This window comes from Paenibacillus sp. M-152, from assembly GCF_003856555.1.
In the GTDB taxonomy this organism is placed as follows: domain Bacteria; phylum Bacillota; class Bacilli; order Paenibacillales; family Paenibacillaceae; genus Paenibacillus; species Paenibacillus polymyxa_C.
In genome coordinates, this window is the sequence record NZ_CP034141.1 from 268,491 (window position 1) to 282,500 (window position 14,010).

The following is a 14,010-nucleotide window of genomic DNA, read 5'->3' on the forward strand; positions in this document are numbered from 1 at the left end:
CATCAGATCGTGGTTCACTTTGTGCCCTCCTGCATCAATCGGAAGGCATCCACTTCTCCAAGCTTGGTGGAGATGGAACTGCGTCCGGCGCTTTTACGAAGGCGTAGCGGTGTGGCGGTGCGTTTAAGCAGTGCTTTAACTTCTCCAGGCTCCAGCTCCGGTTTCAGTGAAAGGAGAAGTGCGATGCTCCCGGTCACATGGGAAGTAGCCATAGAGGTGCCGCTCATTTCATGATGCTTTCCATGAATCCAGGAGGATCTGATCTTCTCACCAGGTGCATACACGTCTACGAATTGCCCCCGATTGCTGAAAGGAGCGATACGTCTGTATTTGTCGGTAGCTCCGACTGAAATCGTCTGGGAATAGCGGGCTGGATAGTCAATACTTCGACGCTTGCCCTCATTTCCCGAGGATGCTACGATTACAATGCCGTTATGATATGCTTTATTCACCATATCAAGTAGTGCCTTGCTACGCGACTTCATACCAAAGCTCATATTAATAATATCGACACGATTTAATACACACCAGTCGATACCGAGAATGATGTCAGAGACATAGGCGGCTCCATTATGATCAAATGCTTTTACAGGATGAATTAAAGCCCGTGGTGCTACGCCAACCATACCTTCATCATAATTAGATGCCGCGATGGTTCCAGCAATATGAGTACCGTGGCCATTGTCGTCATAGGGTAGCATGGTCCGGTTCAACAAATTGATACCTCTGGCGAGGGAATGGCGAAGATCAGGATGATGAAAATCCGCTCCTGTGTCGATCACACCGATTCTGACCCGATTCCCTGTCGAGGAAGGCCAAGCCTTGTATGCACGTACCTGTTTAACTCCCCATGGCATGGAAAGGTTTTTCTCTGCTTTCGGCATATAAGCCGTTTCTGCGTGAACCTTTATGCGGGTATCTTCTTCAACAGTAACACCGTGGTGATATTTGCCCAGCCTGTCTCCCCCTGAAAGCGGAGCGATGAGAGCACGGATTAGCCTAGCCGGTTGTACTTGCCGTAATCCCACAAGCTCAGGTTTCAGCTTCCTGAGATAGGACAAACATTCCCGGTATTGGTGAGGCTTATCGAACGTGATAATCTGTTTGTTCCGTCCACTGCCGGACGGCTCCGAAATACCCTCATGCAAACGCTGCAAAAAATCCGGATAGTCCATTTGAGACGGTCCCCCTCCGATGAGCCATGCTGAGGTATTGTATGAGCAAGCGTCAGCTACGGCATGGGAAACTTGCCCCTTTTTTATGGAAATAGGCCTGCTTGTCGTGTCAAAGTAGCTGTGGACACATACGATACATGGAGGGCATAAGCTCTTGTGCAACAACTTTGGGAGGCCTCTCCCGGAGCGGGTACAGTCGGAGGCGGGGGGAACCCCGTCTTTTTACGTGTGCCGTCTTGTGCAGAGGGATATTCTTGGAAATTATGACGATACCCATGTTTAACTTGCAATTTGCTTCCAAATAGGTTTTACTTAGTTTTGATAATGGATATGTTAGTATTGCATGTATCGTGTATGCTCTGAAACATGTTCTTGTGAATTACGTGTGAGAGGAAGTGTCCCTAGGTGAGTACACCACTCAACTTGAAGATTGACCCGGAGAAAGTCCACGAGACTCCAATGGTGGATTTGGCATTTATGGTATTGAAAGCAGCCAATACTCCATATTATTACCGTGACCTGATGAATGAAGTCGCCAAATTGCGCGGCTTGTCCGACGAAGAAATTAATGACGTTATTGCTCAGCTATATACTGAAATCAACATTGACGGGCGTTTTGCCTGTGTCGGTACGAATTTGTGGGGCTTGAAACGTTGGTATCCGGTAGATAAATCCGAAGATGCCCTGACAGGCGCCAAGCGTCCTCGTATTATTAACGATGAAGACGATGACGATGAAGATGACTATCATGAGGAAGAAGAAACATACAACTCCGATGACGACTTCGATGCAGATAGCGAAGACGAGGATGGCGAAGACGAGCTGTTCGACGGAGAAGATGACGATGATAGTGACGATGACGTAGTTATTGACGATGAAGACCTCAGTGATGAGGAAGATACAGATGATGAAAATGATGATGAGTCGATCGAAGACGACGACGATTCACTTCGTTAGGAACAGGTTGAAAGGGGAGATACGCTCTCCCCTTTTTCATGACCGTTTTCTTGAAACCCCTGCTGATTTATAGCTTTCAGATAGATTTATTCCAATCTGGTTCAATGGACAAATTAACACAGATAACTTCCTTGACAGCGGATTGGACACGGGGTAAACTATTGCTTGGGCTTATGATTGATTCACTTATATGTTTGCTTTTTGTATAAAAGTGCCCCGTACTACGGGAGTGCTTTTTTGTTTTTTATAGGGGTGTTTTCACTCATGAAAGAGGGCTAAGGGCGGCGGATTGGAAAATATAACCGCTGCCTTCTTCATGGATGATAATCCGTGCAAACGGGTTACGATAACATCATAATGTCGCCTGAATTTTTGCATCTTATCTAGGAGGGTTTTGAACAGTGACGAAGTATATTTTTGTGACAGGCGGGGTTGTGTCTTCCTTGGGCAAAGGGATTACGGCAGCTTCACTGGGGAGGCTTTTGAAGAACAGGGGACTGAAGGTAACGATTCAAAAATTTGATCCTTACCTGAATGTCGATCCGGGTACTATGAGCCCTTACCAGCACGGTGAAGTGTTTGTAACGGATGATGGTGCGGAAACGGATCTTGACTTGGGACACTATGAGCGCTTTATTGATATTAATCTGTCCAAGAACAGCAATGTCACAACAGGCAAGGTATATTCCAGCGTAATCAGCAAAGAGCGTCGCGGAGAATATTTGGGCGGTACAGTACAGGTTATCCCTCATATTACGAACGAAATCAAGGAGCGCGTGTACCGTGCAGGCCGTGAAGCGGGTTCGGATGTCATTATTACGGAAATCGGCGGTACTGTAGGCGATATTGAAAGCTTGCCATTTTTGGAAGCCATTCGTCAGCTCAAAAGTGAAGTTGGGCGCGAGAATGTGATGTACATTCACGTAACGCTCATTCCTTATATTAAAGCTGCTGGTGAGGTTAAAACCAAACCAACTCAGCACAGTGTAAAAGAACTGCGCAGTATCGGCATTCAACCGAATGTTATTGTTTGCCGTACAGAGCATGAATTGTCCTCCGACATGAAGGCTAAAATTGCATTGTTCTGCGATATTGATGCGAATGCAGTGGTAGAATGCCGCGATGCTTCGACTCTCTACGAGGTTCCGTTGAACCTGCGTGAAGAAGGTTTGGACGAAATCGTAGTTAACCACCTGAAGCTGACAACACCTGTACCAGATATGACCGAATGGGAAGGGTTAGTTGATCGAATCAGCAAGTTGGACAAAACGGTTGAAATTGCCATTGTTGGTAAATATGTTGCGTTACATGATGCGTACTTAAGTGTTGTCGAGTCACTTTCCCACGCTGGATTTGATGCAAATGCGGACGTGAAAATCCGTTGGGTGAACGCTGAAGAAGTAACGGACGAGAACGTAGCTGACATGCTGGGCGGCATTGGCGGTATTCTCGTACCGGGTGGCTTCGGCGATCGCGGAATTGAAGGTAAAATCAGCACCATTCGTTATGCACGGGAGCAAAAAATTCCGTTTTTCGGTATTTGCCTGGGTATGCAGGTATCTGTTATTGAGGTTGCTCGTTCCCTGGCTGGTCTTGAAGGAGCCAACAGCTCGGAAATTAACCCGGCTACCGATTATCCTGTCATTGACTTGCTTCCTGACCAAAAAGACATCGAAGATTTGGGCGGTACCATGCGTCTTGGCTTGTATCCATGTAAACTGGTGGAAGGTTCCCTGGCATCGGCTTGCTACAACGACGAGCTGGTATACGAGAGACATCGTCATCGGTACGAATTCAATAACGAATATCGTGAAGTTATTGAAAAAGCAGGCCTTCGTATTTCTGGTACTTCACCGGATGGACGTTTGGTGGAAATTGTGGAGCTTCCTGAGCATCCATGGTTCCTGGCGGTACAATTCCATCCAGAATTTACTTCCCGTCCGAATCGTCCACAGCCTTTGTTCCGTGAATTTGTAAAGGCGGCATTGCAGCTTCAAGGTTAATGCTTCAGCTTGAAAGACCTCCTTTGGGAGGTCTTTTTTTATCCCATGCTTCCTGATTATGAAAGAATATTCCACAATTATGTATATGAGAAGGATTTTCTTTTTGCAGGAGCGAATATAGTTTTAGGTATGGGACGGATATTGTACGTCATCGGACGCTGTTATGGCAATAGCTGCATGATCCTCGTTTTAAGATCTTAGGAGGTTAAAACATTGGAAAAGAAAAAAGTATTAATCGTCGATGACCAGAATGGAATACGGATTTTACTGATGGAAGTGTTCGGAAGTGAGGGTTATGAGACCTTTCAGGCAGCGAACGGGAAAATTGCTCTTGAGATTGTTGAGAAGGAACCACCTGATCTGGTTCTGCTCGATATGAAAATTCCAGGTATGGACGGACTCGAAATTCTGAAGCACCTAAAAAGCATGAATCCCGATATCAAGGTTATTATGATGACAGCGTATGGAGAACTGGACATGATTAAAGAGGCGACGGAGCTAGGTGCACTTATGCATTTTACCAAGCCCTTTGATATTGATGAAATGCGGATCGCCGTGAACAAACAACTCAGAGGTGACTAGGTAAGTCATTTTGGTTGAGAACTCTGTTAACAAAACAGGGTTTTTTGTTTGTGATTATGGGAAATACTGAAAGTAAATCCTCTCATTATACAATTCTATGGAAAAACGGCGTCCTGGGCGTGATTTTTGTATGTGTTGATATGCAAAAGCTTGTTTAGTATTTAACATGGGTTGTGGTATAATAAGCCCGTATGTGATGTCGGCTAAAAATATAGACAAACCCAAACACCTTTAGGAGGACTGTAACCATGCCATTGGTATCTATGAAAGACATGTTGAACAAAGCACTCGAAGGAAAGTATGCAGTAGGTCAATTCAATATTAATAACCTAGAGTGGACTCAAGCTATCTTGGGCGCTGCTGAAGAAGAAAAATCCCCAGTAATCTTGGGTGTTTCTGAAGGCGCAGCACGTCACATGGGCGGATTCTACACTGTTGTTAAAATGGTAGAAGGTCTTATTCATGACATGAAAATTACGGTTCCAGTTGCAATTCACTTGGACCACGGTTCTAGCTTTGACAAATGTAAAGAAGCGATCGACGCTGGTTTCACATCCGTTATGATTGACGATTCCCACAGCCCAATCGAGAAAAATATCGAAACAACGAAGAAAGTTGTTGAATATGCACATTCCAAAGGCGTTTCTGTTGAAGCTGAAGTTGGAATGGTTGGCGGTCAAGAAGATGATGTTGTAGGTGACGTAATGTACGCTAAGCTGGACGATTGTGTACGTATCGTTAAAGAAACAGGCATCGACACACTGGCTCCTGCACTGGGTTCTGTTCATGGACCATACAAAGGTGAGCCAAACCTGGGCTTCAAAGAAATGGAAGAAATTCGCAATGCTGTGAAACTGCCACTCGTTCTTCATGGCGGAACAGGTATCCCTACACATGACATCCAAAAATCCATTTCCCTGGGTACTTCTAAAATCAACGTAAACACTGAAAACCAAATCGCATTTGCGAAAGTGGTTCGTGAAGTGCTTGCTGCAAAACCAGATGCTTACGATCCACGTACATTCATCCAACCAGGTCGTGAAGCGATCAAACAAACCGTTATCGGTAAAATCCGTGAGTTCGGTTCCAACAACAAAGCATAATAATGTTCCAACTAGTCATGCGACTGCATAGACTGAATGCATTTTTTTTCATTGTAGCTGTATTTATGCTGCACAAAACATTTAAATCTGTACAGTTGAATAGTTTGGTATGGAAAGCACACCGCTTAGCCGGTGTCTTTCCATTTTAACCACTTAAAAAGTTGAAAGTTTATGGTTTCAGTTCATTGTTTGACCGACTGCAAAACACGTAGGGGGACCCTCAAGCTTATGGAAAAATTGATGATCACCGGTGGACGGCCGCTTCAGGGTACAGTTTCCATCAGCGGTGCCAAAAACAGTGCCATCGCCTTGATTCCCGCAGCCATTCTGGCAGAGTCGGAAGTCATTTTGGATAATTTGCCGCTGCTCAGTGATGTGGCGGTGTATTCCGAGATATTGGAGGAGCTTGGCGCAAAGGTTGCCTGGGAAGGTAGCCAGATGAAGATAGACCCTTCCTCCATTAAATCCATTCCTATGCCGAATGGACCTGTTAAGAAATTACGAGCCTCTTATTATATGATGGGGGCCATGCTGGGCAGATTCAAGGAAGCGATCATCGGTTTGCCAGGAGGATGTAATTTTGAACCCCGGCCCATTGATCAGCATATCAAAGGTTTTGAGGCGCTGGGTGCCACGGTTACGAACGAGCACGGCGCTATTCATTTGCACGCCAAAGAACTGCGCGGCACCAAGATTTATTTGGATGTCAGCAGTGTAGGAGCAACCATTAATATTATGCTGGCGGCCGCACGTGCCAAAGGCGCCACAACTATCGAAAATGCGGCTAAAGAGCCTGAGATTATAGATGTAGCAACTCTGTTAAACTCCATGGGGGCGATTATTAAAGGCGCTGGAACGGAGACGATTCGTATTGAAGGTGTGTCGGAGCTACATGGCTGCCGTCATTCCATCATACCTGACCGTATACAAGCAGGCACATATATGATTGCTGCTGCGGCAACCCGTGGAAATGTATTGATTGACAATGTAATCCCCAAACATATGGAGGCTCTCACTGCCAAAATGCAGGAAATGGGCATCGGCATCGAGGAATATGATGAAAGTATTCGCGTACTGGGTGCACCTTCCTATGGGCATGTCGACGTTAAAGCCTTGGTATACCCCGGCTTCCCCACGGATTTACAATCTCCCATGACCAGCTTGCTAACCCAGGCTCAGGGTGTCAGTGTGTTGAGCGATTTTGTGTACAGCAATCGTTTTAAGCACGTCCCTGAACTGGTGCGAATGGGGGCTAAAATTCGCGTAGAGGGTCGGTCTGCCATTATTGAGGGTGGTCAACTGAATGCGGCTAAAGTGAAGGCTGCAGATCTGCGCGCTGGAGCGGCCCTTGTCATTGCTGGACTTACAGTAAGCGAAGGGGTAACCGAGGTGGCAGGTGTCGAGTATATTGACCGTGGTTATGATCACCTCGTCTCCAACCTGCGCCTTCTGGGCGCAGATGTATGGCGGCAGACTGAGTAATTAGACCATGTCTGTCCTTTGTATGAACTCGTCGTAACCAAAGCGATAAAACGGGTAACACCTATGCAGCCGCTGCTTGATATAAGATTTGGTTCATACCTAACAATCTTTTATCAAAAAACCGGAATAATTCGGTATAATCCAGGCAGTTGGCTGCATAACTTTATTTGTTTTGGTTAAAATTATGTTGATGGTGTTTATGATATCATTGTCTATCATTTAAATGTATGAATGGACTTAATAATTGAATAGGTGGTTATTATATGGATCTGCAAATTTCCGATCTGGAAGAAATGAAGCTGACCGACCTGTACAAGCTGGCCAAGCAATACCAGATCCCGTACTACGGAACGCTCAAGAAGAAAGAATTAATTTTCGCCATCCTGCGCGCACAAGCTGAGAAGAGTGGATTAATGTTTATGCAGGGTGTTCTGGAAATACTTCCTGAAGGTTACGGCTTTCTGAGGCCGATCAATTATCTCCCGAGTACCGAAGATATTTACATCTCTGCTTCACAAATCCGCAAGTTTGACTTGAGAACAGGCGATCTTGTTTCCGGTAAGTGCCGAACGCCAAAAGAAAATGAACGGTATTTTGGATTGCTTCAAGTTAACGCCGTCAATGGAAGAAGTCCTGAGCAAGCTGCTGAGCGGCTACATTTTCCTGCACTGACTCCACTGTATCCGCAAACCAAATTAGTCCTTGAAACTTCCCCCAACCATTTGTCTACGAGAATTATGGATGTACTGGCCCCTGTCGGACTTGGACAGCGCGGACTTATTGTGGCACCTCCCAAAGCTGGGAAGACGCTTCTCCTCAAAGAAATTGCCAATAGCATTTCTACCAACAATCCCGAGATTGAGCTATTTGTCTTGTTGATTGATGAACGCCCTGAAGAAGTGACGGACATGCAGCGTTCTGTCAAAGGTGAAGTTGTGGCCTCTACATTTGATGAACTTCCTGAAAATCACATCAAAGTGGCAGAACTGGTGTTGGAGCGTGCACTGCGTCTCGTAGAACATAAAAAGGATGTTGTCATCCTGTTGGATAGTATTACACGGTTGGCTCGTGCGTACAATCTCGTTATCCCTCCTTCTGGTCGTACTTTGAGTGGGGGTATTGATCCGGCAGCATTTCACCGTCCAAAACGCTTTTTTGGTGCAGCTCGGAATGTGGAGGAAGGCGGTAGCTTGACGATTCTTGCCACAGCGCTGATTGATACAGGATCTCGTATGGACGATATCATTTATGAAGAGTTCAAAGGCACAGGTAACATGGAGCTGCATTTGGACCGCAAACTGGCAGAACGTCGTATCTTTCCTGCGATTGATATTCGTCGTTCCGGTACACGTCGTGAGGAAGTACTGTTGAAAAAGGAAGAATTAGATACGATCTGGGCTATTCGTAAAAATATGACGGAAAGCCATGACTTTGTGGAAGGCTTCCTCAAAAAGCTGCGTAACAGCAAAACTAACGCTGAGTTTTTAGCTTCTTTTGATTTGACAGCACCTTCTTCCAGCGGTTCGCAAGGTAGCTCTGGTGGTCAACAACGAAGAACTACGCGTTCTACCACAGCGTCGGTTCCCGCCACAACCAATTAAACCCAATTCATGTATTTTATCTGTTCTGTAAGTAGACAGCCATTACCATTCTTTTGGTTAATGGTGCGCTTAATGGAACGAAAGGAGCTCCATAATGTATTTGGTGTATGCCGACGAAAAAGGCAATGTATATGATCATGCTTCTTTGTATGGGCTTGCCCGTAGTGCAGACATGATTGTTGAAATCATGGAGGATGAGCTTATTCCGTTGCCGGAAGGAGCCACACTGGTAAGCCTGCCCAGCACCCGCCCGGTCGGTATGAACCCTGAAACAGGGGAAATGGTCTCTCTTCCGGGAGATGTGCAGGCAGTAGGGGCTTTGTTACCGCAAGGTTTTACACGCCTGTGTCTGCCGGGATATGTGAAGACAGATAAGGATTATAAACTCCCCTTGTTCGGTTATTCGGCCGTTGTCTGGAAAGATGGGGCATTTTATGTAACAGCAGAGCAGAGTGACAGTCCTTCCAAATGGAATCCCGAAAACTGCGACCGCAATCAAGTTAAATTGGGAGTTCAGCGAATGACAGAACAGTATCCCGAAAATAGGCTGTACCAGCATTTGTCTAACTGTGCGCTGGGGTACGAATGTCTTACTTCTTCGAATACGTTCCTGAATCGCTGGGAAGGGGGAGTTCCGGTATCTTATTCTTGTAATGCGGGTTGCTTTGGCTGTATATCTGAACAGCCGGATGACAGTGGTTTTGTATCTCCGCAGACAAGAATGAACTTCCGTCCCCGCGTGGAAGAGATTGTAGAAGTTATGTTGGAACATTTGAAGACACCTGAGTCTATCATCAGTTTTGGGCAAGGTTGTGAAGGTGAGCCCTCCACTCAAGCCAAACTGATTATTGATGCGATCAAAGAAGTACGTTCCGTTACAGATATGGGGTATATTAATATCAACACGAATGCGGGACTGAATGATCATATCCGGGGAATTGTGGATGCGGGTCTTGATCTTATGCGAGTAAGTACAATTAGTGCATTGGACGACCATTACAATGCGTATTACAAGCCGCGCGGATACACGCTGGCTAATGTGGAAAAGTCACTCCGTTATGCGTCAGAGCAGGGAGTGTATACGTCCATCAACTATTTGATTTTTCCGGGTGTAACAGACCGGGAGGAAGAAATTGAGGCAATGATTGAATTTGCCAAACGCACTAAGCTCAAGCTGATTCAAATGCGTAATCTGAATATTGATCCTGAAAGCTATCTGGAATTGATTCCACCGGCTCAAGGGGAGATACTTGGTATGAAGCAAATGCTTGAGATTTATCGTGAGGAACTGCCGGATGTGGTTATCGGTTCTTACACTCATGTGCCGCCGCAAGGGCTGGCACGTCCCAAATTTGCCAGAACCTAAACGGTCGGAAGATATTTAAAACACACTGATCTTACACTGTTTTGTGTACTAAAAAGATGTTGAAACACTTATATTCAAGTGCTATAATTTGAACATGTGTTCATACAACTCTGGGCTGATAGGACGTTCAGGGCGGAAAGAGGTGAAAGTTAATGCAACAGGCTATTCAACCGAAGTATAACGTAACTAATGTTACTTGCGCTTGCGGGAATACGTTTGAAACTGGTTCTGTAAAAGAATCTCTGCGTGTAGAGATTTGCTCCGCTTGCCATCCGTTCTTCACAGGTAAGCAGAAGTTTATTGATGCTGGTGGACGTGTGGATCGTTTCAAGAAGAAATACGGTATTTAATAAGTTGCCGCAAGAGATAAAGTTATTAGAGCCTTCTGCAATTGCAGGAGGCTCTTTTTGTCGTTATTTGCTATTTGCATTTTGTGCAACCATGCGATATACTTATTTTCACCGTGCTAGATGGGGAGGTAGCGGTGCCCTGTAACTCGCAATCCGCTATAGCGAGGTTGAATTCCTGTTAGAGGTGTTGTTGATGTGAGGCTGGTCCCTGCGCACAATGTTGACGGTTGGGTCCTCCGCAATGAGTACTTGTGAACCTGGTCAGGTCCGGAAGGAAGCAGCCATAAGCAAGCCCACTCTTGTGCCGGAGGGTTGCCTAGCCCGAGTTGTTGTTCAGGGTTGCCGCTCGGATCACAACGATCAATAACAGGTGCACGGTTTATATTAGTAATTAGAACATCTTGGCAATTATGCGAAGATGTTTTTTTGTATTTATAAATTGAAATGTGTCTGGTTTAGATTCGGACGGGAGTATAGTATAATGAAGTGACCATAAATGGTCATGAAAGTGAATGGGAAAGAGGGAACGCGCATTGGAACATATAGCGTTGTACCGTGCTTGGCGGCCGCAGGCTTTCAAGGACATGGTAGGACAACAGCATATTATCCAGACATTGCAGAATGCCATCCGCGAAAATCGCACGTCCCATGCCTACCTGTTCAGTGGTCCGCGAGGAACGGGTAAGACCAGTGCGGCCAAAATTTTGGCCAAGGCAATCAACTGTGAGCATGGACCTGCGCCGGAACCTTGCAACGAATGCGAAGCCTGTAAACGGATCACGGCCGGAGCGGTCATGGATGTACAGGAGATTGACGCAGCCTCCAACCGGGGCGTTGAAGAGATTCGTGATTTGCGCGATAAAGTCAAATATGCGCCCACAGAAGTGCGGCACAAGGTTTATATCATTGATGAAGTGCACATGCTGACGACGGAAGCGTTCAATGCGCTGCTCAAGACGCTGGAAGAGCCGCCGCCACACGTAATGTTTATATTGGCTACGACAGAGCCGCATCGGATTCCCGCGACAATTATTTCGCGTTGCCAGCGTTTTGACTTCCGGCGAGTATCGCTGGAGGAGCAGACAGAGCGGCTTGACCTGATATGCCAACAGGAGAACATTCAAGCTGATTTGGATGCACTGCAATATATTGCACGTCTTTCAGATGGCGGGATGCGAGATGCGGTTAGCGTTTTGGATCAGATATCCTCGTTTACTGATGGCCGGGTTACGTATCAGCAGGTGCTGGATATGACGGGTGGGATCGCATCCGAGCAATTCGGTAAATTGGCCTTGGCATTACTGAAAGAAGATGTAGGCACAGTGCTCCAATTGATCGAGAACTTTATGCAGGAAGGGAAAAGTGCAGATAAGTGTATGGAGAATCTTCTGTACTATTTCCGAGACCTGCTAATGATCAAGATGGTGCCGCAGGCGACCAAAATGACGGAGCGAGTGCTGAATCCGGAGCAGTTTAGGGAAGTGGCGGATGCTTTTACCAAGGAGCAGCTCTTTGCAATGATCGACACCCTTAATCGTTATCAGGGCGAGATGAAATATGCGGTTCAGCCCCAAACTTTATTTGAGGTAGCTCTATTGAAGTTATGCAGCATTCCGGGGGAAGCAGGAACTGCTGCCCAGCCGACTGCACAGCGCTCTGGTGCTGCAACTGGCCAGGAGGATGTGGCTATGTTAAAGCGCCAGCTTGCTGAGCTGGAAAAGAAGCTGGAACGTGCAATGCAAGGTGGTTTAGCTGTTGGAGTGGGTCAGGAGGCATCGTCAGGCGGTCGTCAGGCTTCTGCTGGTCGTGCCCCTGCTCCACGTCTTTCAGCGCCGGCTAAACTCCCTTCTCAGTTGGATCGCTATATTGCTGAGAAGTCAAGCGAAGCATTCGCAGCGGTGGGGCGTAAGTGGAGCCAGATTTTGCAAGGGGTGAAAGAGGCGAAAGTTACGGTTCATGCTTGGTTTATGGATGGTGAGCCGGTTTCTGTGTTAGAGGACAGTGTATTGGTCGCGTTTAAGAACAACATTCATCGTGAAACTACCGAAAAACCTGCCAATAAGCAGGTCATCGAGAAGGTTTTACATGAGCAGTTGGGGCATCCTTATCGTTTGGTAACGATGATGCAAAAGGATTGGAATGCTGCGATTGAAGGAGTTTCTGACCAGCCTGCCGAAGAATTGCAACTGGAGCCGGAGCATGATGCGCCGGGAAAGTCCAAGGAGCCCTGGATTGATGAAGCGATTCAGCTTTTCGGGGAAGATCTGGTAGTCATTAAAGAATAATCAAATGTAGATGTATACTTCATTAAAGGAGATGATGAAATGAACAATATGAACCAAATGATGAAGCAAGTGAAAAAAATGCAGGAACAAATGCTGAAAGCCCAAGAGGAGCTTGGTGGGAAAGTAATTGAGGGTTCTTCTGGTGGCGGTGTGGTAACTGTAGAGGTAAGTGGACATAAAAAAGTATTGTCTATCACAATCAAACCGGAAGCTGTAGATCCTGATGATGTAGAAATGCTGCAAGATCTCGTACTCACTGCAGTCAATGATGCTTTGTCCAAAGCGGATGAACTGGCTAATGATGATATGGGTAAATTTACAGGTGGTATGAAAATTCCGGGCTTGTTCTAGTCTGCTCATAAAGGAGAAATACGCTATTGCATTATCCCGAGCCGATTGCAAAGCTGATTGATGCTTTTACGCGCCTGCCGGGAGTAGGCCCCAAAACAGCTGCCCGGTTGGCTTTTCACGTACTGAAAATGAAGGAAGATGATGTGATTGATTTTGCCAAAGCGCTGGTCAATGTAAAACGCAATCTTCACTTTTGTTCAGTCTGCGGTAACATTACAGATACGGACCCTTGTAGGATCTGTCAGGATAAGACGAGGGATGCTTCCGTCATTTGTGTTGTTCAGGATGCTAAGGATTTAGTCGCTATGGAGCGTACCAAGGAGTTTGAGGGTTTGTACCATGTACTTCACGGGGCAATCTCTCCGATGGAGGGAATTGGCCCTGAGGATATCAAACTCAAGGAGTTGCTGACCAGGCTAAGTGATGAACGTGTCAAGGAGTTGATCCTGGCTACGAATCCGAACATTGAGGGAGAGGCCACGGCTATGTACATTTCGCGGCTAGTGCGTCCTTTTGAAATCAAGGTTACTCGTATTGCTCACGGTTTGCCCGTGGGCGGGGATTTGGAGTATGCCGACGAGGTCACCCTGTCCAAAGCGCTAGAAGGCCGCAGAGAGCTTAATTAGTAGGTGTAGTTATACGTTATAATTTATGAGTCTGAAATGTCCTTGGGACATCCTTGACTCGCTTAGGGAGCCGTTATGGCTCCTTTTTTATTTGCAGTAATAGATGCCTTTATAGACGTTCCCAGTTCT

General features: G+C 46.2%; 12 protein-coding genes and 1 other RNA gene. 12 read left to right on the top strand and 1 reads right to left on the bottom strand.

The genetic code is table 11. The features are described from left to right. Positions 1 to 14: 14 nt before the first annotated feature. Positions 15 to 1,175, bottom strand: coding sequence for a S8 family peptidase (locus tag EGM68_RS01175; RefSeq protein WP_129548516.1), 1,161 nt, complete (start codon positions 1,173 to 1,175; stop codon positions 15 to 17). Positions 1,176 to 1,580: 405 nt separating this feature from the next. Between EGM68_RS01175 and rpoE the strand changes: the two genes are divergently transcribed. The 12 genes from rpoE (at position 1,581) to recR (ending at position 13,881) form a co-directional block, all read left to right on the top strand. Further along, positions 1,581 to 2,132 (top strand): DNA-directed RNA polymerase subunit delta, encoded by a 552-nt coding sequence (rpoE, locus tag EGM68_RS01180; RefSeq protein WP_013368770.1) that lies wholly within the window; start codon positions 1,581 to 1,583, stop codon positions 2,130 to 2,132. Between the two features lie 401 nt (positions 2,133 to 2,533). Then, positions 2,534 to 4,135, top strand: a complete 1,602-nt coding sequence (locus EGM68_RS01185; protein WP_129548517.1) for a CTP synthase — start codon at positions 2,534 to 2,536, stop codon at positions 4,133 to 4,135. Positions 4,136 to 4,348: 213 nt separating this feature from the next. Further along, on the top strand, positions 4,349 to 4,717 hold the full coding sequence (locus tag EGM68_RS01190) for a response regulator (RefSeq protein ID WP_014599366.1): 369 nt from the start codon (positions 4,349 to 4,351) through the stop codon (positions 4,715 to 4,717). Between the two features lie 248 nt (positions 4,718 to 4,965). Next, positions 4,966 to 5,820 carry a class II fructose-1,6-bisphosphate aldolase gene (fba, locus tag EGM68_RS01195; protein ID WP_013368776.1) on the top strand — a complete coding sequence of 285 codons (855 nt, stop codon included), beginning with the start codon at positions 4,966 to 4,968 and terminating at the stop codon, positions 5,818 to 5,820. A 228-nt stretch (positions 5,821 to 6,048) separates the two neighbouring features. After that, on the top strand, positions 6,049 to 7,302 hold the full coding sequence (locus EGM68_RS01200; protein ID WP_013368778.1) for a UDP-N-acetylglucosamine 1-carboxyvinyltransferase: 1,254 nt from the start codon (positions 6,049 to 6,051) through the stop codon (positions 7,300 to 7,302). Between the two features lie 263 nt (positions 7,303 to 7,565). Beyond that, positions 7,566 to 8,903, top strand: a complete 1,338-nt coding sequence (gene rho, locus EGM68_RS01205; protein ID WP_013368779.1) for a transcription termination factor Rho — start codon at positions 7,566 to 7,568, stop codon at positions 8,901 to 8,903. 94 nt (positions 8,904 to 8,997) lie between these two features. Beyond that, the gene (locus EGM68_RS01210; protein WP_040102410.1) at positions 8,998 to 10,269 is read left to right on the top strand and encodes a radical SAM family protein; all 1,272 of its coding nucleotides are present in this window, start codon (positions 8,998 to 9,000) and stop codon (positions 10,267 to 10,269) included. Between the two features lie 152 nt (positions 10,270 to 10,421). Then, entirely contained in the window at positions 10,422 to 10,619 is a 198-nt protein-coding gene (gene rpmE / locus EGM68_RS01215) for a 50S ribosomal protein L31 (protein ID WP_013368781.1), read from the top strand. Positions 10,620 to 10,730: 111 nt separating this feature from the next. Then, an RNA gene (ffs, locus tag EGM68_RS01220) (signal recognition particle sRNA large type) lies at positions 10,731 to 10,997 on the top strand. Between the two features lie 155 nt (positions 10,998 to 11,152). Beyond that, complete coding sequence (dnaX, locus tag EGM68_RS01225) at positions 11,153 to 12,904, top strand: DNA polymerase III subunit gamma/tau (RefSeq protein ID WP_129548518.1); 1,752 nt, start codon at positions 11,153 to 11,155, stop codon at positions 12,902 to 12,904. A gap of 39 nt (positions 12,905 to 12,943) precedes the next feature. After that, positions 12,944 to 13,255 carry a YbaB/EbfC family nucleoid-associated protein gene (locus EGM68_RS01230; protein ID WP_013368784.1) on the top strand — a complete coding sequence of 104 codons (312 nt, stop codon included), beginning with the start codon at positions 12,944 to 12,946 and terminating at the stop codon, positions 13,253 to 13,255. Positions 13,256 to 13,281: 26 nt separating this feature from the next. Then, positions 13,282 to 13,881 (top strand): recombination mediator RecR, encoded by a 600-nt coding sequence (recR, locus tag EGM68_RS01235; RefSeq protein ID WP_013368785.1) that lies wholly within the window; start codon positions 13,282 to 13,284, stop codon positions 13,879 to 13,881. Positions 13,882 to 14,010: the final 129 nt, after the last annotated feature.

Bases quoted from the DNA above. Each gene is read 5' to 3' on its own strand.
- EGM68_RS01175 (WP_129548516.1), bottom strand. From the start codon at position 1,175: ATGGACTATCCGGATTTTTTGCAGCGTTTGCATGAGGGTATTTCGGAG.
- fba (WP_013368776.1), top strand. From the start codon at position 4,966: ATGCCATTGGTATCTATGAAAGACATGTTGAACAAAGCACTCGAAGGA.
- EGM68_RS01200 (WP_013368778.1), top strand. From the start codon at position 6,049: ATGGAAAAATTGATGATCACCGGTGGACGGCCGCTTCAGGGTACAGTT.
- rho (WP_013368779.1), top strand. From the start codon at position 7,566: ATGGATCTGCAAATTTCCGATCTGGAAGAAATGAAGCTGACCGACCTG.
- EGM68_RS01210 (WP_040102410.1), top strand. From the start codon at position 8,998: ATGTATTTGGTGTATGCCGACGAAAAAGGCAATGTATATGATCATGCT.
- rpmE (WP_013368781.1), top strand. From the start codon at position 10,422: ATGCAACAGGCTATTCAACCGAAGTATAACGTAACTAATGTTACTTGC.
- EGM68_RS01230 (WP_013368784.1), top strand. From the start codon at position 12,944: ATGAACAATATGAACCAAATGATGAAGCAAGTGAAAAAAATGCAGGAA.